The organism is Streptococcus pseudopneumoniae (assembly GCF_001072665.1).
GTDB classification, from domain to species: domain Bacteria; phylum Bacillota; class Bacilli; order Lactobacillales; family Streptococcaceae; genus Streptococcus; species Streptococcus pseudopneumoniae_S.
The window spans coordinates 55,812-73,541 of sequence record NZ_JVJI01000114.1 but is presented as its reverse complement, the minus strand read 5'-3'; the positions used below and the strand labels follow the sequence as shown (position 1 = coordinate 73,541).

Here is a 17,730-nt window from a genome sequence, read left to right as displayed (position 1 = left end):
AAGGAAAAATAAAAAATGTTTAATTACCCTATGCGCATTCATTACCATCGCAAGAATGGAGAATACGACACTTGTTCTTTTGTAAAAAGTCAGGATCAACGAATTGATTTGCTGACCTACAAAGAAGATTATTTTGGAGCTTCATTTAGTTTTGAACATCCAAGCGCTCATCCTCTAGAAAGCTTGAATTTTGTAGTTCATACAGGCCAAAACAGTAAAGAATACGCTATCCGTTTCAATCACTATCCTCTTTTAACAGAGGTATGGATTTTGGAAGGAGATGACAGGATTTATTACTCTGAAAATCCTGCTATTGCCAGTCCTTTCTATAAGAATCAAAATCCTTTTGCCTTTGACAAGGCCATTAATAGTGCTAGTTTTGACCATCATTGGGGTTACCAAGGGGAATTGGGGTGCCGGGTAGAGGATAATCAGGCTCATTTTGCTCTTTGGGCTCCAACAGCGACAGAAGTGCAGGTTGTCGTTTATGAATCAGATGCTAATGATGCTCCTGTTTGGAAGACTTTTGTGATGGAGAGAGGAAATAGCTACTCTTATAACCATAAGGACAATACTATTGGTGTCTGGAGTTTGGATGTTGAGGAAGATTTGACTGGTAAGGCTTATCAATATCAAGTCCAATTCCCCCATCACCAAACCTTGACACGCGATCCTTACACCATTGCGACCAGTCCTGATGGCAAACGATCAGCTATCCTGAGTCATGATGAAAAGCAAGTTGCAAACTTCGAGGTTAAGCATGGTTCTGATGCTACTTGGCGCTTGGAAAATCCATGTAAGGCAGTTATCTGTGAAATGCATATTCGTGATTTGACCAAATCACCGACCTCAGGTGTGGATGAACATCTTCGAGGAACTTTCTTAGGTGCTGCTCAGACTGGAACAGTTAACCAGTATGGTCAGTCAACTGCTTTTGATTACATCAAGAAGCTGGGATATAATTATGTTCAATTGCAACCAATTGCAGACCGTCATAAAGAATATAATGAGGATGGGAATGTAACCTACAACTGGGGTTATGACCCACAAAACTATAATGCACCAGAAACGAGCCTTTCAACCAATTCAGAGGATCCTGCTCAGGTTATTCGTGATTTGAAGACCATGGTTCAAGCCTATCACGATGCTGGCATTGGTGTCATTATGGATGTAGTCTATAACCATACCTTCTCAGTTGTTGATGCACCTTTCCAAACAACAGTCCCTGATTACTATTATCGTATGAATCCAGACGGTACCTTCCAGAATGGAACGGGTGTTGGAAATGAAACAGCCAGCGAACACGAAATGTTCCGCAAGTATATGATTGATTCTCTTCTATACTGGGTGCAGGAATACAATATTGACGGCTTCCGTTTTGATTTGATGGGGATTCATGATGTCAAAACCATGCAGATGATTCGTCAGAGCTTGGATGAAATTGACCCTAACATTATCCTTTATGGAGAAGGTTGGGATATGGGAACAGGTCTTGCCCCTTATGATAAGGCTAAGAAAGACAATGCCTACCAGATGCCAAATATTGGCTTCTTCAATGACAATCAGCGTGATGCTGTAAAAGGTGGAGAAGTTTATGGTGCTATCAAGTCAGGTTTTGTTAGTGGTGCTGCGACAGAGCCAATTCTTGCCAAAGCAATTCTAGGCAGTCGTGAATTAGGTACCTATACACATCCAAACCAAGTACTTAACTATGTGGAAGCCCATGACAATTACAATCTTCACGATTTGTTGGCAACCCTACATCCAGACCAAAGTTCAGAGCAAATCATGCGCAAGGTTGAGACAGCCACAGCTATGAACCTACTCATGCAGGGGATGGCCTTTATGGAAATCGGTCAAGAATTTGGTCGTACCAAACTGGTTGCGACTGGTGAAAATGGTGAGCTGACCCATGATGATAGAGAACGTGCTATGAATAGCTATAATGCTCCAGACAGTGTGAACCAAGTGAACTGGGACTTGCTTAATGAGCGTCAAGATAGTATTGAGTTTATCCGTCAGATGATTCGATTGAAGACAGAAAGCAGTGCCTTTTCTTACTCAACTTATGATGAGATTTACCATCATGTTTTTGTTCATTCAGCCAACGAACATAGTGGTTGGATTGTCTATGAGATTCAAGGGGAAGAACATTTACTGGTTGTATTTAATGCTAAAGGGCAAGACTTCCAGTTTGAAAATGCTGGAAATCTAGAACTATTGGTGACCAATAGCCATTTAAGTGATAAAGATATGGTTGGTGGCGTCAGTGCCAGCGTCTTTAAAGTTTTGTAGAATAGATTTACAATTTAAATTCATTTGTGGTGCTTTATCTGTTAATAAAATCAGGAGATTCGTTTCCTGATTTATTTTTTTACTTAAAATTATATTTTTGTTAGCTAAATAACGAACTTTATGATAGTATTATAAAAAAACAATTCGTTTTCAAAGCGTTTCTGAAAATTTCTTGATTTACAAGTGAACACATCAGTGAATTTGTTGAAGACTTTCAAAAGATTTTTTTGCAAATTCCGTAATTTACTTGAATCTTCCCTAAAAAGGTAGTATAATAAATCTATAGAAAACGCTTACAGAAATAGGAGGGTGTATGGATAAGAAAAAAGCTTTAAAAACCTTTATGACAGGTGAAAATTTTCACCTCCAGCACTATCTGGGAGCTCATAGGGAAGAAAAAAATGGAGAGTATGGCTATACTTTTCGTGTGTGGGCGCCTAATGCTCAGGCTGTTCACTTGGTAGGGGATTTCACTAATTGGGTTGAAAATCAAATTCTGATGGAACGGAATGAATTTGGAGTCTGGGAAGTCTTTACCAGTCTTGCTCAAGAAGGCCAAATTTATAAGTACCATATCACACGTGCAAATGGTCATCAGCTGATGAAGATTGACCCTTTGGCTGTACGGTATGAGGCACGACCTGGGACTGGTGCTATTTTAACAGATATTCCAGAAAAGAAATGGAAGGATGGTCTCTGGCTAGCCCGTAGAAAACGCTTGAGCTTTGAAGAGCGTCCTGTCAATATTTACGAGGCTCATGCTGGCTCTTGGAAGAGAAATCCTGATGGCAGCCCCTATAGTTTTGCTCAATTGAAAGATGAACTTATTCCTTACTTGGTTGAGATGAACTATACTCACATTGAGTTTATGCCTTTGATGTCTCACCCACTCGGTTTGAGTTGGGGTTATCAGCTTATGGGTTACTTCGCTTTAGAGCATGCCTATGGTCGTCCTGAAGAGTTTCAAGATTTTGTTGAGGAATGTCACTTAAACAATATAGGCGTTATTGTAGACTGGGTACCTGGTCACTTTACTATCAATGATGATGCCTTGGCCTATTATGATGGAACACCGACTTTTGAATACCAAGACCATAATAAGGCTCATAACTATGGTTGGGGAGCACTCAATTTTGACCTTGGAAAGAATGAAGTCCAGTCTTTCTTGATTTCTAGTATTATGTTTTGGATTGACTTTTACCATCTAGATGGTATTCGTGTGGATGCAGTGAGCAACATGCTCTATCTTGACTACGACGATGCTCCATGGACGCCTAATAAAGATGGGGGCAATCTCAACTACGAGGGATATTATTTCTTAAAACGTTTGAATGATGTCATTAAACAAGCTCATCCAGATGTTATGATGATAGCTGAGGAAAGTTCATCAGCTACTCAGATTACTGACACCAAGGATTCAGATGGCCTTGGCTTCGACTACAAATGGAATATGGGTTGGATGAATGATATCCTCCGATTCTACGAAGAAGATCCGATTTATCGTAAATATGACTTTAACCTGGTGACTTTTAGCTTTATGTATGTCTTCAAGGAGAATTATCTCCTACCATTCTCGCACGATGAAGTGGTTCATGGCAAGAAGAGTATGATGCACAAGATGTGGGGAGATCGTTATAATCAATTCGCAGGCTTGCGTAATCTCTACACTTACCAAATTTGTCACCCTGGTAAGAAATTACTCTTCATGGGTAGTGAATATGGGCAATTCCTAGAATGGAAATCTGAAGAACAGTTGGAATGGTCTAATCTAGAAGATCCAATGAATGCTAAGATGAAGTATTTCACTTCTCAGCTAAACCAGTTTTATAAAGACCACCGCTGTCTGTGGGAAATTGATACCAGCTATGATGGTATTGAAATCATCGATGCGGATAATCGAGACCAGAGTGTTCTTTCCTTCATCCGTAAGGGTAAGAAGGATGATATGTTAGTCTGTATCTTTAATATGGCACCTGTTGAACGAAAAGATTTTACAATCGGACTTCCTGTTGCAGGGATTTACGAAGAAGTCTGGAATACTGAGTTAGAAGAGTGGGGAGGCGTTTGGAAAGAACACAATCAAACTGTGCAAACACAAGAAGGACTTTGGAAAGATTATGAGCAGACCTTGACCTTTACCCTACCGGCTATGGGAGCAAGTGTTTGGAAAATCAAACGTCGCTTGAAACCTACTAAAACCGTCACAAGTAAAAACCAAAAAGGAGTAGAAAATGAAGAATGAAATGTTAGCTTTGATTCTTGCTGGTGGGCAAGGAACTCGTCTCGGTAAACTCACTCAAAGCATTGCAAAACCAGCTGTGCAATTTGGTGGGCGCTACCGTATCATTGACTTTGCTCTTTCAAACTGTGCCAACTCAGGTATCAACAATGTTGGAGTTATTACACAGTACCAACCACTTGCTCTCAACAACCATATTGGGAATGGTTCAAGCTGGGGACTAGACGGTATCAATTCTGGTGTCTCTATTCTTCAACCTTATTCTGCAAGCGAAGGAAATCGTTGGTTCGAGGGGACTAGCCACGCTATTTACCAAAATATTGATTATATCGACAGTGTCAACCCTGAGTATGTTTTGATTCTATCTGGGGACCACATCTATAAAATGGATTATGATGATATGCTCCAGTCACACAAGGATAATAATGCTAGTTTGACAGTCGCAGTTCTTGATGTTCCTCTTAAGGAAGCTAGCCGTTTTGGTATCATGAATACAGATGCAAACAATCGTATTGTTGAATTTGAAGAAAAACCAGCTCAACCTAAATCCACCAAAGCTTCTATGGGAATCTATATCTTTGATTGGCAACGTCTGCGCAATATGCTTGTTGCTGCTGAAAAGAGCAATGTCGATATGTCTGACTTTGGTAAGAATGTCATTCCAAATTACCTTGAGTCAGGTGAAAGTGTTTATGCCTACGAATTTAATGGTTACTGGAAAGATGTTGGTACGATTGAATCGCTTTGGGAAGCTAACATGGAATATATTTCACCAGAAAATGCCTTGGATAGCCGTAACCGTCAATGGAAGATTTACTCAAGAAACTTAATTTCACCACCAAACTTCCTTGGGGCAAATGCTCACGTGGAAGATTCCTTGGTTGTTGATGGCTGTTTCGTAGATGGAACTGTTAAACATTCTATCCTCTCAACAGGTGCGCAAGTTCGCGAAGGGGCAGAAGTAGTAGATTCAGTTATCATGAGTGGTGCAATTGTTGGTCAGGGAGCTAAAATCAAACGTGCCATTATTGGTGAAGGTGCAGTTATTTCTGATGGTGTCGAAATTGATGGAACAGAAGAAGTACAAGTTGTAGGATATGATGAAGTAGTGGGGGTAGCAACAGATGAAGATTGATAAATATTCTGCCATTTTAGGAAACACAGTTGGTTTTCATGATATGTCAACACTGACAGACCACCGTCCAGTAGCTAGTTTGCCATTTGGTGGTAAATATCGCTTAATTGATTTCCCGCTTTCAAGTCTTGCTAATGCTGGTGTCCGTAGTATTTTTGGTATTTTCCAACAAGATAATATCAGCTCAGTCTTCGACCATATCCGTTCTGGGCGTGAGTGGGGCTTGTCAACTCTTCTTAGCCACTACTATCTAGGTATTTACAATACCCGTGTGGAAAGTAGTACAGTTGGAAAAGAATACTACCAACAGCTTCTTACTTATTTGAAACGTTCTGGCTCAAACCAAACAGTATCACTTAACTGTGATGTTTTGATTAATATTGATCTGAACCAAGTATTCCACCTACACAGTGCAAATAAGGGGCCTATCACTGTAGTTTATAAAAAACTAGCTAAGAAAGACATTTCAGAAGTAAATGCAATCTTGGAAGTGGATGAAACTGACCATGTTCGTTCTCACAAACTCTTTGATAGTAAATCAACAGATGAAGTTTACAATATGTCCACAGATATCTTTGTCGTTGATACACCGTGGTTGATTGAACGCTTAGAAGAAGAAGCTAAGAAAGAACATCCAGAGAAATTGCGTTATGTTTTACGGGATTTGGCTGCAAAAGAAGGGGCTTTTGCCTACGAGTACACAGGTTATCTAGCAAATATTCATTCTGTAGAGTCTTATTACAAAGCTAACAAAGATATGCTTGAATCACAAAAATTCTACTCTCTCTTCTCACCAAATCAAAAGATTTATACAAAGGTCAAGAATGAAGAACCGACCTACTATGCTAACACATCGAAGGTAAGCACGTCTCAGTTTGCTTCTGGTAGTATCATTGAGGGGGAAGTGGATAATTCTGTTCTATCACGTAATATTCATGTGCATAAGGATAGCTTGGTTAAAGATAGCATCTTATTCCCTCGTGTTGTTATTGGAGAAGGTGCTCAGGTAGAATATGCTATTTTGGACAAGGGTGTTGAAGTTGCGGATGGCGTTGTGATCCGTGGAACTGCAGAACATCCAGTCGTCGTTAAGAAAGGTGCTAAAGTAACAGAGGATATTCATTCATGAAAATTTTATTTGTAGCAGCGGAGGGTGCACCCTTTTCAAAAACAGGTGGTTTGGGAGACGTCATTGGCGCTCTTCCAAAATCACTGGTAAAAGCAGGACATGAAGTTGCAGTAATTCTCCCCTACTATGACATGGTAGAGGCTAAATTTGGAAATCAGATTGAAGATGTTCTTCATTTTGAGGTGAGTGTTGGTTGGCGCAGACAGTACTGTGGAATTAAGAAAACAGTACTAAATGGTGTGACCTTCTACTTTATTGACAATCAATATTATTTCTTCCGTGGTCATGTTTACGGTGATTTTGACGACGGAGAGCGCTTTGCATTTTTCCAACTTGCTGCCATTGAGGCTATGGAAAGGATTGACTTTATTCCTGATCTTCTCCATGTTCATGACTACCATACAGCTATGATTCCTTTCTTGTTGAAGGAAAAATACCGTTGGATTCAAGCCTATCAAGGAATAAAAACTGTTTTAACTATTCATAATTTAGAATTCCAAGGACAATTTTCAGAAGGAATGTTGGGTGATTTGTTTGGAGTTGGCTTTGAACGATACGCTGATGGCACCCTTCGCTGGAATAACTGTCTGAACTGGATGAAGGCAGGTATTCTCTATGCGGATCGTGTGTCAACCGTTTCACCTAGTTATGCTCATGAAATTATGACTAGTCAGTTTGGATGTAACTTGGATCAGATTCTTAGGATGGAGTCTGGTAAAGTTTCTGGTATCGTGAATGGGATTGATGCTGACCTTTATAATCCTCAGACGGATGCCCTTTTAGACTATCATTTTAATCAGGAAGATCTGTCTGGAAAAGCCAAGAATAAGGCAAAATTACAAGAGAGAGTTGGCTTGCCAGTTAGAGCTGATGTTCCTCTGGTGGGAATTGTTTCTCGTTTGACACGTCAAAAAGGTTTTGATGTGGTGGTGGAAAGTCTGCACCATATCTTGCAAGAAGATATTCAGATTGTTCTTTTGGGAACTGGCGATCCAGCATTTGAAGGAGCTTTCTCATGGTTTGCTCAAATCTATCCAGACAAGCTATCAGCAAATATCACTTTTGATGTCAAACTAGCTCAAGAAATCTACGCTGCTTGTGACCTCTTCCTCATGCCGAGTCGTTTTGAACCGTGTGGCTTGTCTCAGATGATGGCTATGCGTTACGGAACCTTGCCATTAGTCCATGAAGTTGGTGGCTTGCGAGATACCGTTAAAGCCTTTAATCCAATCGAAGGAAGTGGTACTGGTTTTAGCTTTGACAATCTATCTCCTTATTGGTTAAATTGGACTTTCCAAACAGCATTGAACTTGTATAGACACCATCCTGACGTTTGGAGAAATCTACAAAAACAAGCTATGGAGTGTGATTTCTCATGGGATACAGCCTGCAAGTCATACCTTGACTTGTACCACAGTTTAGTTAATTAATAGATAAAATCGTATGATGACTTCATACGATTTTTGGGCTGTTTAGAGAGGAGAACTAATGTCTCAAGTAAAAGGCTTGTGTGTTATGGATGTTGATGGAACCTTAATCCTAGAAGAAGTGATTGACCTTTTGGGAAGAGAGGTAGGTCGTGAGGAGGAAATTTCGCAGATTACAAGTCGGGCAATGAGAGGAGAGTTAGACTTTGAAAGCAGTTTAAGAAAAAGAGTTTCCTTCTTGGAAGGCCTTCCTATTTCGGTATTTGATAAAGTCTTCAATTCTATTCATCTAACGCCAAATGCCCAGGAATTCATTTCCATTCTCCAAAAGAATGGTATCCTAGTTGGTCTGGTGTCTGGTGGCTTTACGCAAATAGTTGAGAGACTAGCAAAATCACTTGGTATTGCCTATTTCTCTGCCAATCAACTTGAAGTCAAAGATGGTCTTCTAACAGGAAAATTGATTGGACAAATTATCAGTCCCCAGGTCAAAAAAAAGACTTTGGAAAAATGGAGAGAGAAACTAAAACTTCCTAAAGAAAGAACGATTGCAATCGGTGATGGGGCCAATGATCTATTAATGTTGATGTCAGCAGGACTAGGAATCGCCTTTTGTGCCAAAGAAGTGCTCAAAAAAGAAATACCGAATCATGTTGATAAGAGGGATTTTTTAGAAGTTCTTCCTTTGATTGACTGGTTAGAATGAGGTAAAATATGAAGATTGTAATTGCACCAGATTCATTTAAGGAAAGCTTGACAGCTCAACAGGTAGCTGAAGCAATAAAAAGAGGCTTCCAACAATCAATAGCAGATGTAGAATGTCTCCTCTGCCCTGTTGGTGATGGTGGAGAAGGCACTGTTGATGCTATTAGACATTCTATTGACCTTGAAGAAAAATGGATCAAAGTGACAGGGCCTTTTGGACAAAAAGAAGTCATGCGCTATTTTCAAAAAGGGGGACTGGCACTATTTGAAGTGGCTGATTTAGTTGGCCTTGGAAAAATTCCGCTAGAGAAACGAAATCCACTTCAAATCCAAACTCGTGGTATCGGAGAGTTGATTCGCCATCTCATTGCTAAAGGGACTAAAGATATCTATATCGGTGTTGGTGGCACGGCCAGTAATGACGGAGGAATTGGGATTGCTGCTGGTTTAGGTTATCAATTTTATGATAGGGACGGAAATGTCTTGCCGGCTTGCGGTCAATCCTTATTGAACTTAGCTTCTGTTTCAACAGAAAATCACTATGAAATTCCTGAAGATGTTAAAATTCGTATTTTAGCAGATGTCGCGAGTCCCTTATGTGGTCCTCAAGGTGCGACTTACACTTTTGGCAAACAAAAAGGTTTACATCCTACTATGTTTGCAGTCGTAGATCAGGCAATCCAAGATTTTTATGAAAAAGCCTCACCTGTAACATTGGAAATTAAAGGAGCAGGAGCTGGGGGAGGCATTGCGGGCGGTTTGTGTTCCTTTGCTCAGGCAAGTATCGTATCTGGAATTGATACCTGCTTGAACTTAATTAACTTTGATAAGAAAGTTTCAGATGCTGACTTGGTAGTTGTAGGAGAAGGAAGGCTAGATCGTCAAAGTTTAGCAGGTAAAGCACCTATAGGTGTTGCAAAAAGAACCCCTGTCGGAGTTCCTGTCATTGCTATTTGTGGTAGTATTGCTGAGGATTTACCTTCCCTACCATTTGAAAATCTCCAAGCGGCTTTTTCAATTTTGGAGAAAAGTGAACCTCTAGAAGATAGTTTGAAAAATGCCAGTCTCTATCTGGAACGCACGGCAGCCAATATCGGGCACTTATTAAATATGCGCAAGATTTAGCCAAACCATTTCTTCCATAAGGATGCTTTGGATGGTTCTTCCTCTTTAACTTCCCAAAGTTTTGCAAAAGCAAGTCGAAGGTCCTTTTCTTCTACTTGTACTGGTGCATTGCTATGAATAATCAGGCCAAAAGGAGAAGAAGTATGCTCTTCAGATACAATGGTAGCTTGACTATCAGTTTCTTTAGCTTCTTTTAAGTAGAAAACTTGCTTGTCAAATTCGATATTTGGTGAAATCTTCACAAATAGTGGCTCTGCTTTTTCCTGAAGGTTTTCTAAAATAGATAAAAAGCCTTTTTCTAGCTGAGGGCTATTTGCTGTGTCAATATCTGCATATCCAAGAACTCTTTCCTCAAAAGTGCCAAGATAGCGTCTTTGCTCATCTGGATTTAATTTTGGGCCACCATGAGCTTTTTCAAGTAATTGTTTTGATAAATCTGTCATAAAAACAGTATATCATAAAAGTTAGAATAAAACAGACAAAAGAAAGCGATTACTTTATAAAGTTAAGGAAAATTTGCACAAAGATAACGTTTTTTCTTGAAAAAGGAGGGGTTTTAAGGTATTATAGAGGTGTAAAAAATTTAACTCATAAGGAGAGTAAAAAATGTCAATTATTACTGATGTTTACGCTCGCGAAGTCCTAGACTCACGCGGTAACCCAACACTTGAAGTAGAAGTTTACACTGAATCAGGTGCTTTCGGACGTGGTATGGTTCCATCAGGAGCTTCTACTGGTGAACACGAAGCAGTTGAACTTCGCGACGGTGACAAATCTCGTTACGGTGGTCTTGGTACACAAAAAGCTGTTGACAACGTAAACAACATCATTGCTGAAGCTATCATCGGCTACGATGTACGTGACCAACAAGCTATCGACCGTGCTATGATCGCACTTGACGGTACTCCTAACAAAGGTAAATTGGGTGCTAACGCAATCCTTGGTGTGTCTATCGCTGTAGCTCGCGCTGCTGCTGACTACCTTGAAATCCCACTTTATAGCTACCTTGGTGGATTCAACACTAAAGTTCTTCCAACTCCAATGATGAACATCATCAACGGTGGTTCTCACTCTGACGCTCCAATCGCTTTCCAAGAGTTCATGATCTTGCCAGTTGGTGCGCCAACATTCAAAGAAGCTCTTCGTTACGGTGCTGAAATCTTCCACGCTCTTAAGAAAATCCTTAAATCACGTGGTTTGGAAACTGCTGTAGGTGACGAAGGTGGATTCGCTCCTCGTTTCGAAGGAACTGAAGACGGTGTTGAAACTATCCTTGCTGCGATCGAAGCTGCTGGATATGTTCCAGGTAAAGACGTATTTATCGGATTTGACTGTGCTTCATCAGAATTCTACGATAAAGAACGTAAAGTATACGATTACACTAAATTTGAAGGTGAAGGCGCTGCTGTTCGTACATCTGCAGAACAAATCGACTACCTTGAAGAATTGGTTAACAAATACCCAATCATCACTATCGAAGATGGTATGGATGAAAACGACTGGGATGGATGGAAAGCTCTTACTGAACGTCTTGGTAAGAAAGTACAACTTGTTGGTGACGACTTCTTCGTAACAAACACTGACTATCTTGCACGTGGTATCCAAGAAGGTGCTGCTAACTCAATCCTTATCAAAGTTAACCAAATCGGTACTCTTACTGAAACTTTTGAAGCTATTGAAATGGCTAAAGAAGCTGGTTACACTGCCGTTGTATCACACCGTTCAGGTGAAACTGAAGATTCAACAATCGCTGACATCGCAGTTGCAACTAACGCAGGACAAATCAAGACTGGTTCACTTTCACGTACAGACCGTATCGCTAAATACAACCAATTGCTTCGCATCGAAGACCAACTTGGTGAAGTAGCTGAATACCGTGGATTGAAATCATTCTACAACTTGAAAAAATAAAATAGTTCAGTGAACTATTTTATCCCGAACCTTGAAATTCAAAAGTTCGGCCGTTGATTTAACAACGTTTCTAGCCCCTCGGATTTTATCCGAAGGGCTTTTTTTCTGTTCAGGGGGCAAAAAAGGGGCAGTGTTTATGGTATAATAGACAAAAATACGTGAATTAGAAAGAAATTATGTCTAAAGAAATTGATATTGAGTATTACCACCAGCTAGCCTTGCAAAAGCAAAAGGAGCACCGTAAAATTTTAGCAAATCTAAAGAAAAAACCACCAAAAAATCTAGATAAGATAGCTCAACAGATTCACCAAGAAGTTTTTGAGGAGATTGATTGCACTGCCTGTGCCAACTGTTGCAAGACATTGGGACCCGACTTCAAGGAAGCAGACATCACTCGTATTGCTAAGTACTTTAAGATGAAATTACCTGCTTTTGAAGAGGAGTTTCTGCAGGTAGATGAAGATGGTGATAAGGTTTTTAAATCCATGCCTTGTCCCTTTTTAGGAGGAGATAATCTCTGTTCCATCTATGACGTTCGTCCAAAGGCCTGTCGTGAATTTCCTCATACAGACAGGAAAAAGATCCATCAAATCAACCATTTGACGATTAAGAATACTTTGACCTGTCCAGCAGCCTATCTCTTTGTTGAGAAATTAAAGGATAAGTTATAGAGATTTAAAGGATAAAAAATCTCTAATAATAACTAGAGATATGAAGGGAGAACTCTGTGCCTAGACCTAAAACAAAAGAGGAGCTAGTGCTGGTCTCTAAGGAAAACTATGAAAAGCTTAATCGTTTCATCTCCCAACTAAGTGAAGATGAGCTACAGACTCCATTTGATTTTTCAAGAGACCCAAAGAAAAAAGAAGCTCACTGGAAAAGGGATAAAAATCTGAGGGATGTCTTGATCCATCTTTATGAATGGCATCAGTTACTTTTGACTTGGGTTCATTCTAATCAAGAAGGCCACGAAAGACCTTTTCTCCTTGAACCTTATAATTGGAAAACTTATGGGGAAATGAATGTCGCTTTTTGGAAGAAGCACCAGAAAACGTCTTTAGAAGAAGCGACTAGACTCATACAACAATCACATAGAGAGGTTTTAGAGTTGATAGAAGTTTTTAGCAATGACGAACTCTTTATCAAAGGTATCTATAAGTGGACGGGAGGAACAAGTCTAGGTTCCTACTTTGTCAGTAGCACGTCAAGCCACTATGATTGGGCTCTGAAAAAACTCAAAGCTCATCAGAGAAATTGTAAGGGATAGATGTACTGTTTGAAATGTCAAGAATAAGTTCTTTTAAACGTAAGATAAAAGCAAAGGGCTATCAAGTGATGTAGCCCTTTTGAGTTATGTGACTATTAGTCCGTCTCGCTCCGTTAGGTGCGAGACAAAACAATCACCCGCTATGCGGGTGCGCGTCGAAGGTTATACCAAAAAAACTCCGAACGCGATACAATAAAGGTGTTCAAGCCAATTGTAAAGCGAAAGGAGAAAAATATGGCACAAAAGGCTCATAGTTTATCGCACACAAAGTGGCACTGTAAGTATCACATTGTGTTCACCCCTAAGTATAGAAGAAAATTCATCTATAATCAATATCGAAGTAGTTTAGGCGAAATATTTCATCGCTTGTGTAGTTATAAAGGAGTTGAAATTATCGAGGGTCACTTAATGCCAGACCATGTACACATGTTAGTCAGTATTCCACCAAGGACAAGTGTTTCGAGTTTCATGGGTTATTTAAAAGGAAAAAGTGCACTCATGATGTTTGACAAACACGCCAATCTCAAGTACAAGTTTGGGAATCGGCATTTCTGGGCGGAAGGTTATTATGTGAGTACAGTAGGGCTTAATGAAGCTACAATTAAGAAATATATTCAAGAACAGGAAAAGCATGATATAGCACTAGATAAATTAAGTGTAAAAGAATATGAGGATCCCTTTAGGGGTAGTGGTAAGTAATACTAAAGCCTCTTTGAGAGGCAAGTGACGAGTCAAGAGCAATAAGGCTTGAACAAAGTGAAAGCCAGCGTCTTTAGGCGCTGGCTGGTAATTTGGGCTTATAGCCCTGGGACAAACCACCCGTTTGACGGGTGGTCATGATTATACAAGCAAATTACCATGCAAAAGCTATCGTTGGAGCATTAAGTGCTTCTAACCATTGCTTATTCTTTACAGGGCAAAGAGTGACGGATATACCTGCCATATCCAGACTGGTCATAAACGTGCCTGATTTTATGAAGGTAATAGTGACTCCTTCAATTTCTAGTAGTTGAAGGAGATCATTGAGAAATATGCCCATTTCTAGGTTACTGGTAGTGCCTAGATTATTTACAAGCAATATAAATTGATCACCCTTTTTCCAATGATAGTGCAATCTTAATTTACTTATAATTTCATTTGCAAGGATTTCCGATGATTGGAATGGGACGATACGATAGCCTTCTTCGCCATGTATCCCAATACCATAAGAAATATTTCCTTCTTCCAAGTTAAATAGTGGAAGGGTGGCTTGAGGGAGACTAGCCGATTTCGTTGCAAAGCCAATCGTTGCGATTTCGGGAGCAAGATGATGACCTAAATCAGTTAGTTGCTCGATGTCGGCACCATTTTGAGCTGCAAATCCTAGGATTTTATGAAGTAAGATTGTCCCTGCAAGCCCTCTTCCTCTAATTTGAAATCTATTGTGAGGTTCAATTGAAATATCGTCGTGTGCTAGACTATAGCCGACCTTAATTCCTTCTTTTCTAGCAGTGTTAATGGCCGAGCTAAATTCTTTGATGTCTGCTTCGAAATTTTTTACAATGATGAAGACACCGTGACCATTGTTTAAAAAACGAATGGACTCTAAGATTTCAGTTCTTGTAGGAGGAGTAAATAATTGGCCATAGATAGCAGCGGTAAGCATTCCTTCTCCCACATATCCAATATGCGCAGGTTCGTGACCGGAACCTCCACCCGACAATATTGGAACCTGATGAGGATTGCGATTTTTTTGATAGACTAGTGGTAAAGTAGGGTGTTTTTCTAATTCAGGATCACTGCTGACAGTTGCCGAAATGTAACTTGAAATAATTTTCTGTTTATGATTTGAAATAAATGTCATTGTGGTCTCTTTCCAATAATTGTCATGATTAGAAAGTCTGGTTGTGGAACTGGACTTTTTTTATTGACGTAAGCCTTCACGATTTCTGCTAGAGCATGTGAATGATAGTCTAACAAAAAACAAGTATAAGCAGATGAATCGATATCAATCTGACTGTATTCTCTTAAAATTTTTGATACAAGCAAGCGACAGTAGTTGATAAAGTGGTCATAGAAGTTATTTTGCCCTTGAATATCAAAAAGTTGAATATAAAAGTTACGCTCTTGTTCGAAATAAAAAAATAATTCTTGTAATAGTTTTTGGCCTGAAATGAAGTCCAAGTTATTAGTGATATACTCGGTTAAGTCAGTTTCAAAAATCCAGTCTAGCAGTTCATATTTGTCAAGAAAGTGATTATAAAAGGTCTGTCTACGAATGCCAGCTGATTCCATGATATCTACAATGGAGATTTTGTCAAATTCTCTAGTAGCTAATAGGTCTCTAAATGCCTTGGCAATCCGTTTTTTTGTAATAAGTGATGATGCCATAGGAAGCCTTTCTGTTACTTCCTTCATTTTACCAAAAAAATGTTTTAAACGGGTTTAAAAGGGGACAAATAATAGAATCTGTCCCTTATCATCCAGCAATAAAAAATATATAATGAAAGCGAAAACAAAGGTAGATGCCGAAAGGAGTTTCTCATGAAAAAAATTATAAATGAACCGACACAAGTTGTTGATGAAATGTTGCAGGGATTGTCATTCATGCATGATGACTTGGTAGAACGCTTAGATGGTTTTGATGTCATCGTTAGAAAGGCAGAAAAGACAGGAAAAGTTGGACTCATTTCAGGTGGAGGTTCAGGACACGAACCAAGTCATGCTGGATTTGTAGGAGATGGAATGTTGTCTGCTGCCATTTGTGGAGCAGTCTTCACTTCACCTACTCCGGACCAAATTTTAGAAGCCATTAAGGCGACTGATGAAGGTGCTGGAGTTTTCATGGTCATCAAGAACTATTCTGGTGACATTATGAACTTTGAAATTGCACAAGAACTTGCTGAAATGGAAGGTATTGATGTAGCAAGTGTTGTAGTCGATGATGATATTACGGTTGAAAATAGTCTCTATACCCAAGGTCGTCGAGGTGTCGCAGGTACTATATTAGTCCATAAAATTTTGGGTGATGCAGCTCGTTCTGGTAAATCATTATCTGAAATGAAGGACTTGGCCGATAAACTTGTCTTAGAAATTAAAACAATTGGGCTGGCCTTGTCTGGAGCAACCGTTCCTGAAGTTGGGAAACCTGGATTTGTTCTAGAAGATGATGAATTTGAATATGGAGTTGGTATTCATGGTGAGCCAGGATATAAAAAAGAGAAAATGCAACCTTCCGCACAATTGGCCTCTGAATTGGTTGAAAAACTATCTGAAGGTTTCCAACTTAAAGCTGGAGAACGCTATGGCCTTCTCATTAATGGTTTAGGAAGCACTCCTCTTATGGAGCAATACGTATTTGCAAATGATGTGGCTAAATTACTCCATGAAAAAGGTGTTGAGTTGGCATTTAAGAAAATTGGAAACTATATGACATCAATCGATATGGCTGGTTTGTCATTAACATTGATTCGATTGGCAGATGATGAGTGGTTGGATGCTCTAAATGCACCTGTTACTACCCCAGCTTGGTAAAACTCAGGGAGGAAATGTCGCATGAATGCTGAACAAGCACTTGAATGGATGAAGCTTTTTAATGAAAAGATTCAAGAACAGAAAGATTACCTTAGTGAGCTAGACACCCCTATAGGAGATGGAGACCACGGTGGAAATATGGCGCGTGGCATGGCTGCAGTTATGGAAAACTTAGAAGGAAAGCAATTTGAGACAAGCAGTGATGTGTTTAAACTTGTCTCAATGCAACTACTGAGTAAGGTAGGCGGTGCTTCTGGTCCCTTGTATGGCTCTGCTTTTATGGGCATGGCCAAGGCTGATTCTAATTCGAAAATAGAGGAAATCTTACAAAGCGGTTTGGATATGATTGTCAAACGTGGGAAAGCAGAAGTTGGAGAAAAGACAATGGTTGATGTTTGGACTCCTGTTATTGCTGCCTTGTCTGCTGGTCAATTGACTCAAGAGGTTATTGATAAGGTAGTGAATGCTACCAAAGATTTACTTGCAACTAAAGGAAGGGCATCTTATGTAGGAGAACGTTCTCTTGGACATATTGATCCTGGATCATTCTCATCAGGATTACTCTTTACTGCTCTTTTAGAAACTGGGGTGGTTTAATGGAAAGTATTGGTCTTGTTATCGTTTCACATTCCAAAAACATTGCAGAAGGTGTTGTTGAACTGATTAGCGAAGTGGCTAAAGATGTTCCGATTACTTATGTAGGAGGAACCGAAGATGGAGGAATTGGAACGAGTTTTGATCAAGTAGATAGGGTTGTTTCCGAAAATCCAGCAGATACTTTATTAGCCTTTTTTGACCTAGGTTCTGCTAAAATGAACTTAGAAATGGCGGCTGATTTCAGTGATAAAAGTATCAGGATCAATAGGGTTCCAATTGTAGAAGGTGCCTATACTGCAGCTGCTCTTCTTCAGGCTGGTGCAGAACTGTCAGTTATTCAAACACAGTTGTCGGAGCTTGAAATCAATAAATAAGGAATTTTACTAT

Annotated in this window: 17 protein-coding genes; 14 read left to right on the top strand and 3 right to left on the bottom strand. The window is 39.7% G+C overall.

Annotation, left to right across the window (positions count from 1 at the left end; translation table 11 throughout):
• Positions 1 to 15 precede the first annotated feature (15 nt).
• The 7 genes from pulA (at position 16) to ADH52_RS07110 (ending at position 10,055) form a co-directional block, all read left to right on the top strand.
• The gene (gene pulA / locus ADH52_RS07140; RefSeq protein WP_049510736.1) at positions 16 to 2,295 is read left to right on the top strand and encodes a type I pullulanase; all 2,280 of its coding nucleotides are present in this window, start codon (positions 16 to 18) and stop codon (positions 2,293 to 2,295) included.
• A gap of 313 nt (positions 2,296 to 2,608) precedes the next feature.
• A complete protein-coding gene (glgB, locus tag ADH52_RS07135; RefSeq protein ID WP_049487213.1) occupies positions 2,609 to 4,537 on the top strand; it encodes a 1,4-alpha-glucan branching protein GlgB in 1,929 nt (642 codons plus the stop codon).
• Positions 4,527 to 5,669: a glucose-1-phosphate adenylyltransferase gene (locus ADH52_RS07130; protein ID WP_020902830.1), complete on the top strand. Its 1,143-nt coding sequence runs from the start codon at positions 4,527 to 4,529 to the stop codon at positions 5,667 to 5,669. Before glgB ends, ADH52_RS07130 begins: the two co-directional genes overlap by 11 nt.
• A complete protein-coding gene (glgD, locus tag ADH52_RS07125; RefSeq protein ID WP_049510735.1) occupies positions 5,659 to 6,798 on the top strand; it encodes a glucose-1-phosphate adenylyltransferase subunit GlgD in 1,140 nt (379 codons plus the stop codon). Before ADH52_RS07130 ends, glgD begins: the two co-directional genes overlap by 11 nt.
• Complete coding sequence (gene glgA, locus ADH52_RS07120; protein WP_049510734.1) at positions 6,795 to 8,228, top strand: glycogen synthase GlgA; 1,434 nt, start codon at positions 6,795 to 6,797, stop codon at positions 8,226 to 8,228. Before glgD ends, glgA begins: the two co-directional genes overlap by 4 nt.
• 58 nt (positions 8,229 to 8,286) lie before the next feature.
• Positions 8,287 to 8,931 (top strand): phosphoserine phosphatase SerB, encoded by a 645-nt coding sequence (gene serB / locus ADH52_RS07115; RefSeq protein WP_049487210.1) that lies wholly within the window; start codon positions 8,287 to 8,289, stop codon positions 8,929 to 8,931.
• An 8-nt stretch (positions 8,932 to 8,939) separates the two neighbouring features.
• On the top strand, positions 8,940 to 10,055 hold the full coding sequence (locus ADH52_RS07110) for a glycerate kinase (protein WP_049510733.1): 1,116 nt from the start codon (positions 8,940 to 8,942) through the stop codon (positions 10,053 to 10,055).
• Here the strand turns inward: ADH52_RS07110 and ADH52_RS07105 are convergent.
• Positions 10,052 to 10,498 carry a DUF1694 domain-containing protein gene (locus ADH52_RS07105; RefSeq protein WP_000131087.1) on the bottom strand — a complete coding sequence of 149 codons (447 nt, stop codon included), beginning with the start codon at positions 10,496 to 10,498 and terminating at the stop codon, positions 10,052 to 10,054. The genes ADH52_RS07110 and ADH52_RS07105 overlap by 4 nt on opposite strands.
• Before the next feature lie 163 nt (positions 10,499 to 10,661).
• Between ADH52_RS07105 and eno the strand changes: the two genes are divergently transcribed.
• The 4 genes from eno to tnpA all read left to right on the top strand — a co-directional run bounded on the left by eno (position 10,662) and on the right by tnpA (position 13,932).
• A complete protein-coding gene (eno, locus tag ADH52_RS07100) occupies positions 10,662 to 11,966 on the top strand; it encodes a surface-displayed alpha-enolase (protein WP_000022813.1) in 1,305 nt (434 codons plus the stop codon).
• A 176-nt stretch (positions 11,967 to 12,142) separates the two neighbouring features.
• Positions 12,143 to 12,637 carry a YkgJ family cysteine cluster protein gene (locus ADH52_RS07095; protein WP_049487208.1) on the top strand — a complete coding sequence of 165 codons (495 nt, stop codon included), beginning with the start codon at positions 12,143 to 12,145 and terminating at the stop codon, positions 12,635 to 12,637.
• 56 nt (positions 12,638 to 12,693) lie between these two features.
• Positions 12,694 to 13,233, top strand: a complete 540-nt coding sequence (locus tag ADH52_RS07090; protein ID WP_049510731.1) for a ClbS/DfsB family four-helix bundle protein — start codon at positions 12,694 to 12,696, stop codon at positions 13,231 to 13,233.
• Between the two features lie 234 nt (positions 13,234 to 13,467).
• On the top strand, positions 13,468 to 13,932 hold the full coding sequence (gene tnpA / locus ADH52_RS07085) for an IS200/IS605 family transposase (RefSeq protein ID WP_049510730.1): 465 nt from the start codon (positions 13,468 to 13,470) through the stop codon (positions 13,930 to 13,932).
• A gap of 154 nt (positions 13,933 to 14,086) precedes the next feature.
• On the opposite strand, the gene dhaQ is transcribed toward tnpA, so the two are convergent.
• The gene (dhaQ, locus tag ADH52_RS07080) at positions 14,087 to 15,076 is read right to left on the bottom strand and encodes a DhaKLM operon coactivator DhaQ (RefSeq protein WP_049510729.1); all 990 of its coding nucleotides are present in this window, start codon (positions 15,074 to 15,076) and stop codon (positions 14,087 to 14,089) included.
• A complete protein-coding gene (gene dhaS / locus ADH52_RS07075) occupies positions 15,073 to 15,603 on the bottom strand; it encodes a dihydroxyacetone kinase transcriptional activator DhaS (protein ID WP_049510728.1) in 531 nt (176 codons plus the stop codon). Before dhaS ends, dhaQ begins: the two co-directional genes overlap by 4 nt.
• 153 nt (positions 15,604 to 15,756) lie before the next feature.
• Here dhaS and dhaK point away from each other — a divergent pair, with 153 nt between their 5' ends.
• Genes dhaK through dhaM form a run of 3 tightly spaced genes read left to right on the top strand, consistent with a single transcriptional unit; the run spans position 15,757 to position 17,717 of the window.
• A complete protein-coding gene (gene dhaK / locus ADH52_RS07070; protein WP_049510727.1) occupies positions 15,757 to 16,746 on the top strand; it encodes a dihydroxyacetone kinase subunit DhaK in 990 nt (329 codons plus the stop codon).
• Between the two features lie 21 nt (positions 16,747 to 16,767).
• Positions 16,768 to 17,343 (top strand): dihydroxyacetone kinase subunit DhaL, encoded by a 576-nt coding sequence (dhaL, locus tag ADH52_RS07065; RefSeq protein WP_000990807.1) that lies wholly within the window; start codon positions 16,768 to 16,770, stop codon positions 17,341 to 17,343.
• The gene (dhaM, locus tag ADH52_RS07060) at positions 17,343 to 17,717 is read left to right on the top strand and encodes a dihydroxyacetone kinase phosphoryl donor subunit DhaM (RefSeq protein ID WP_049510725.1); all 375 of its coding nucleotides are present in this window, start codon (positions 17,343 to 17,345) and stop codon (positions 17,715 to 17,717) included. The genes dhaL and dhaM overlap by 1 nt, the downstream gene beginning before the upstream one ends.
• The last annotated feature ends 13 nt before the right edge of the window (positions 17,718 to 17,730 follow it).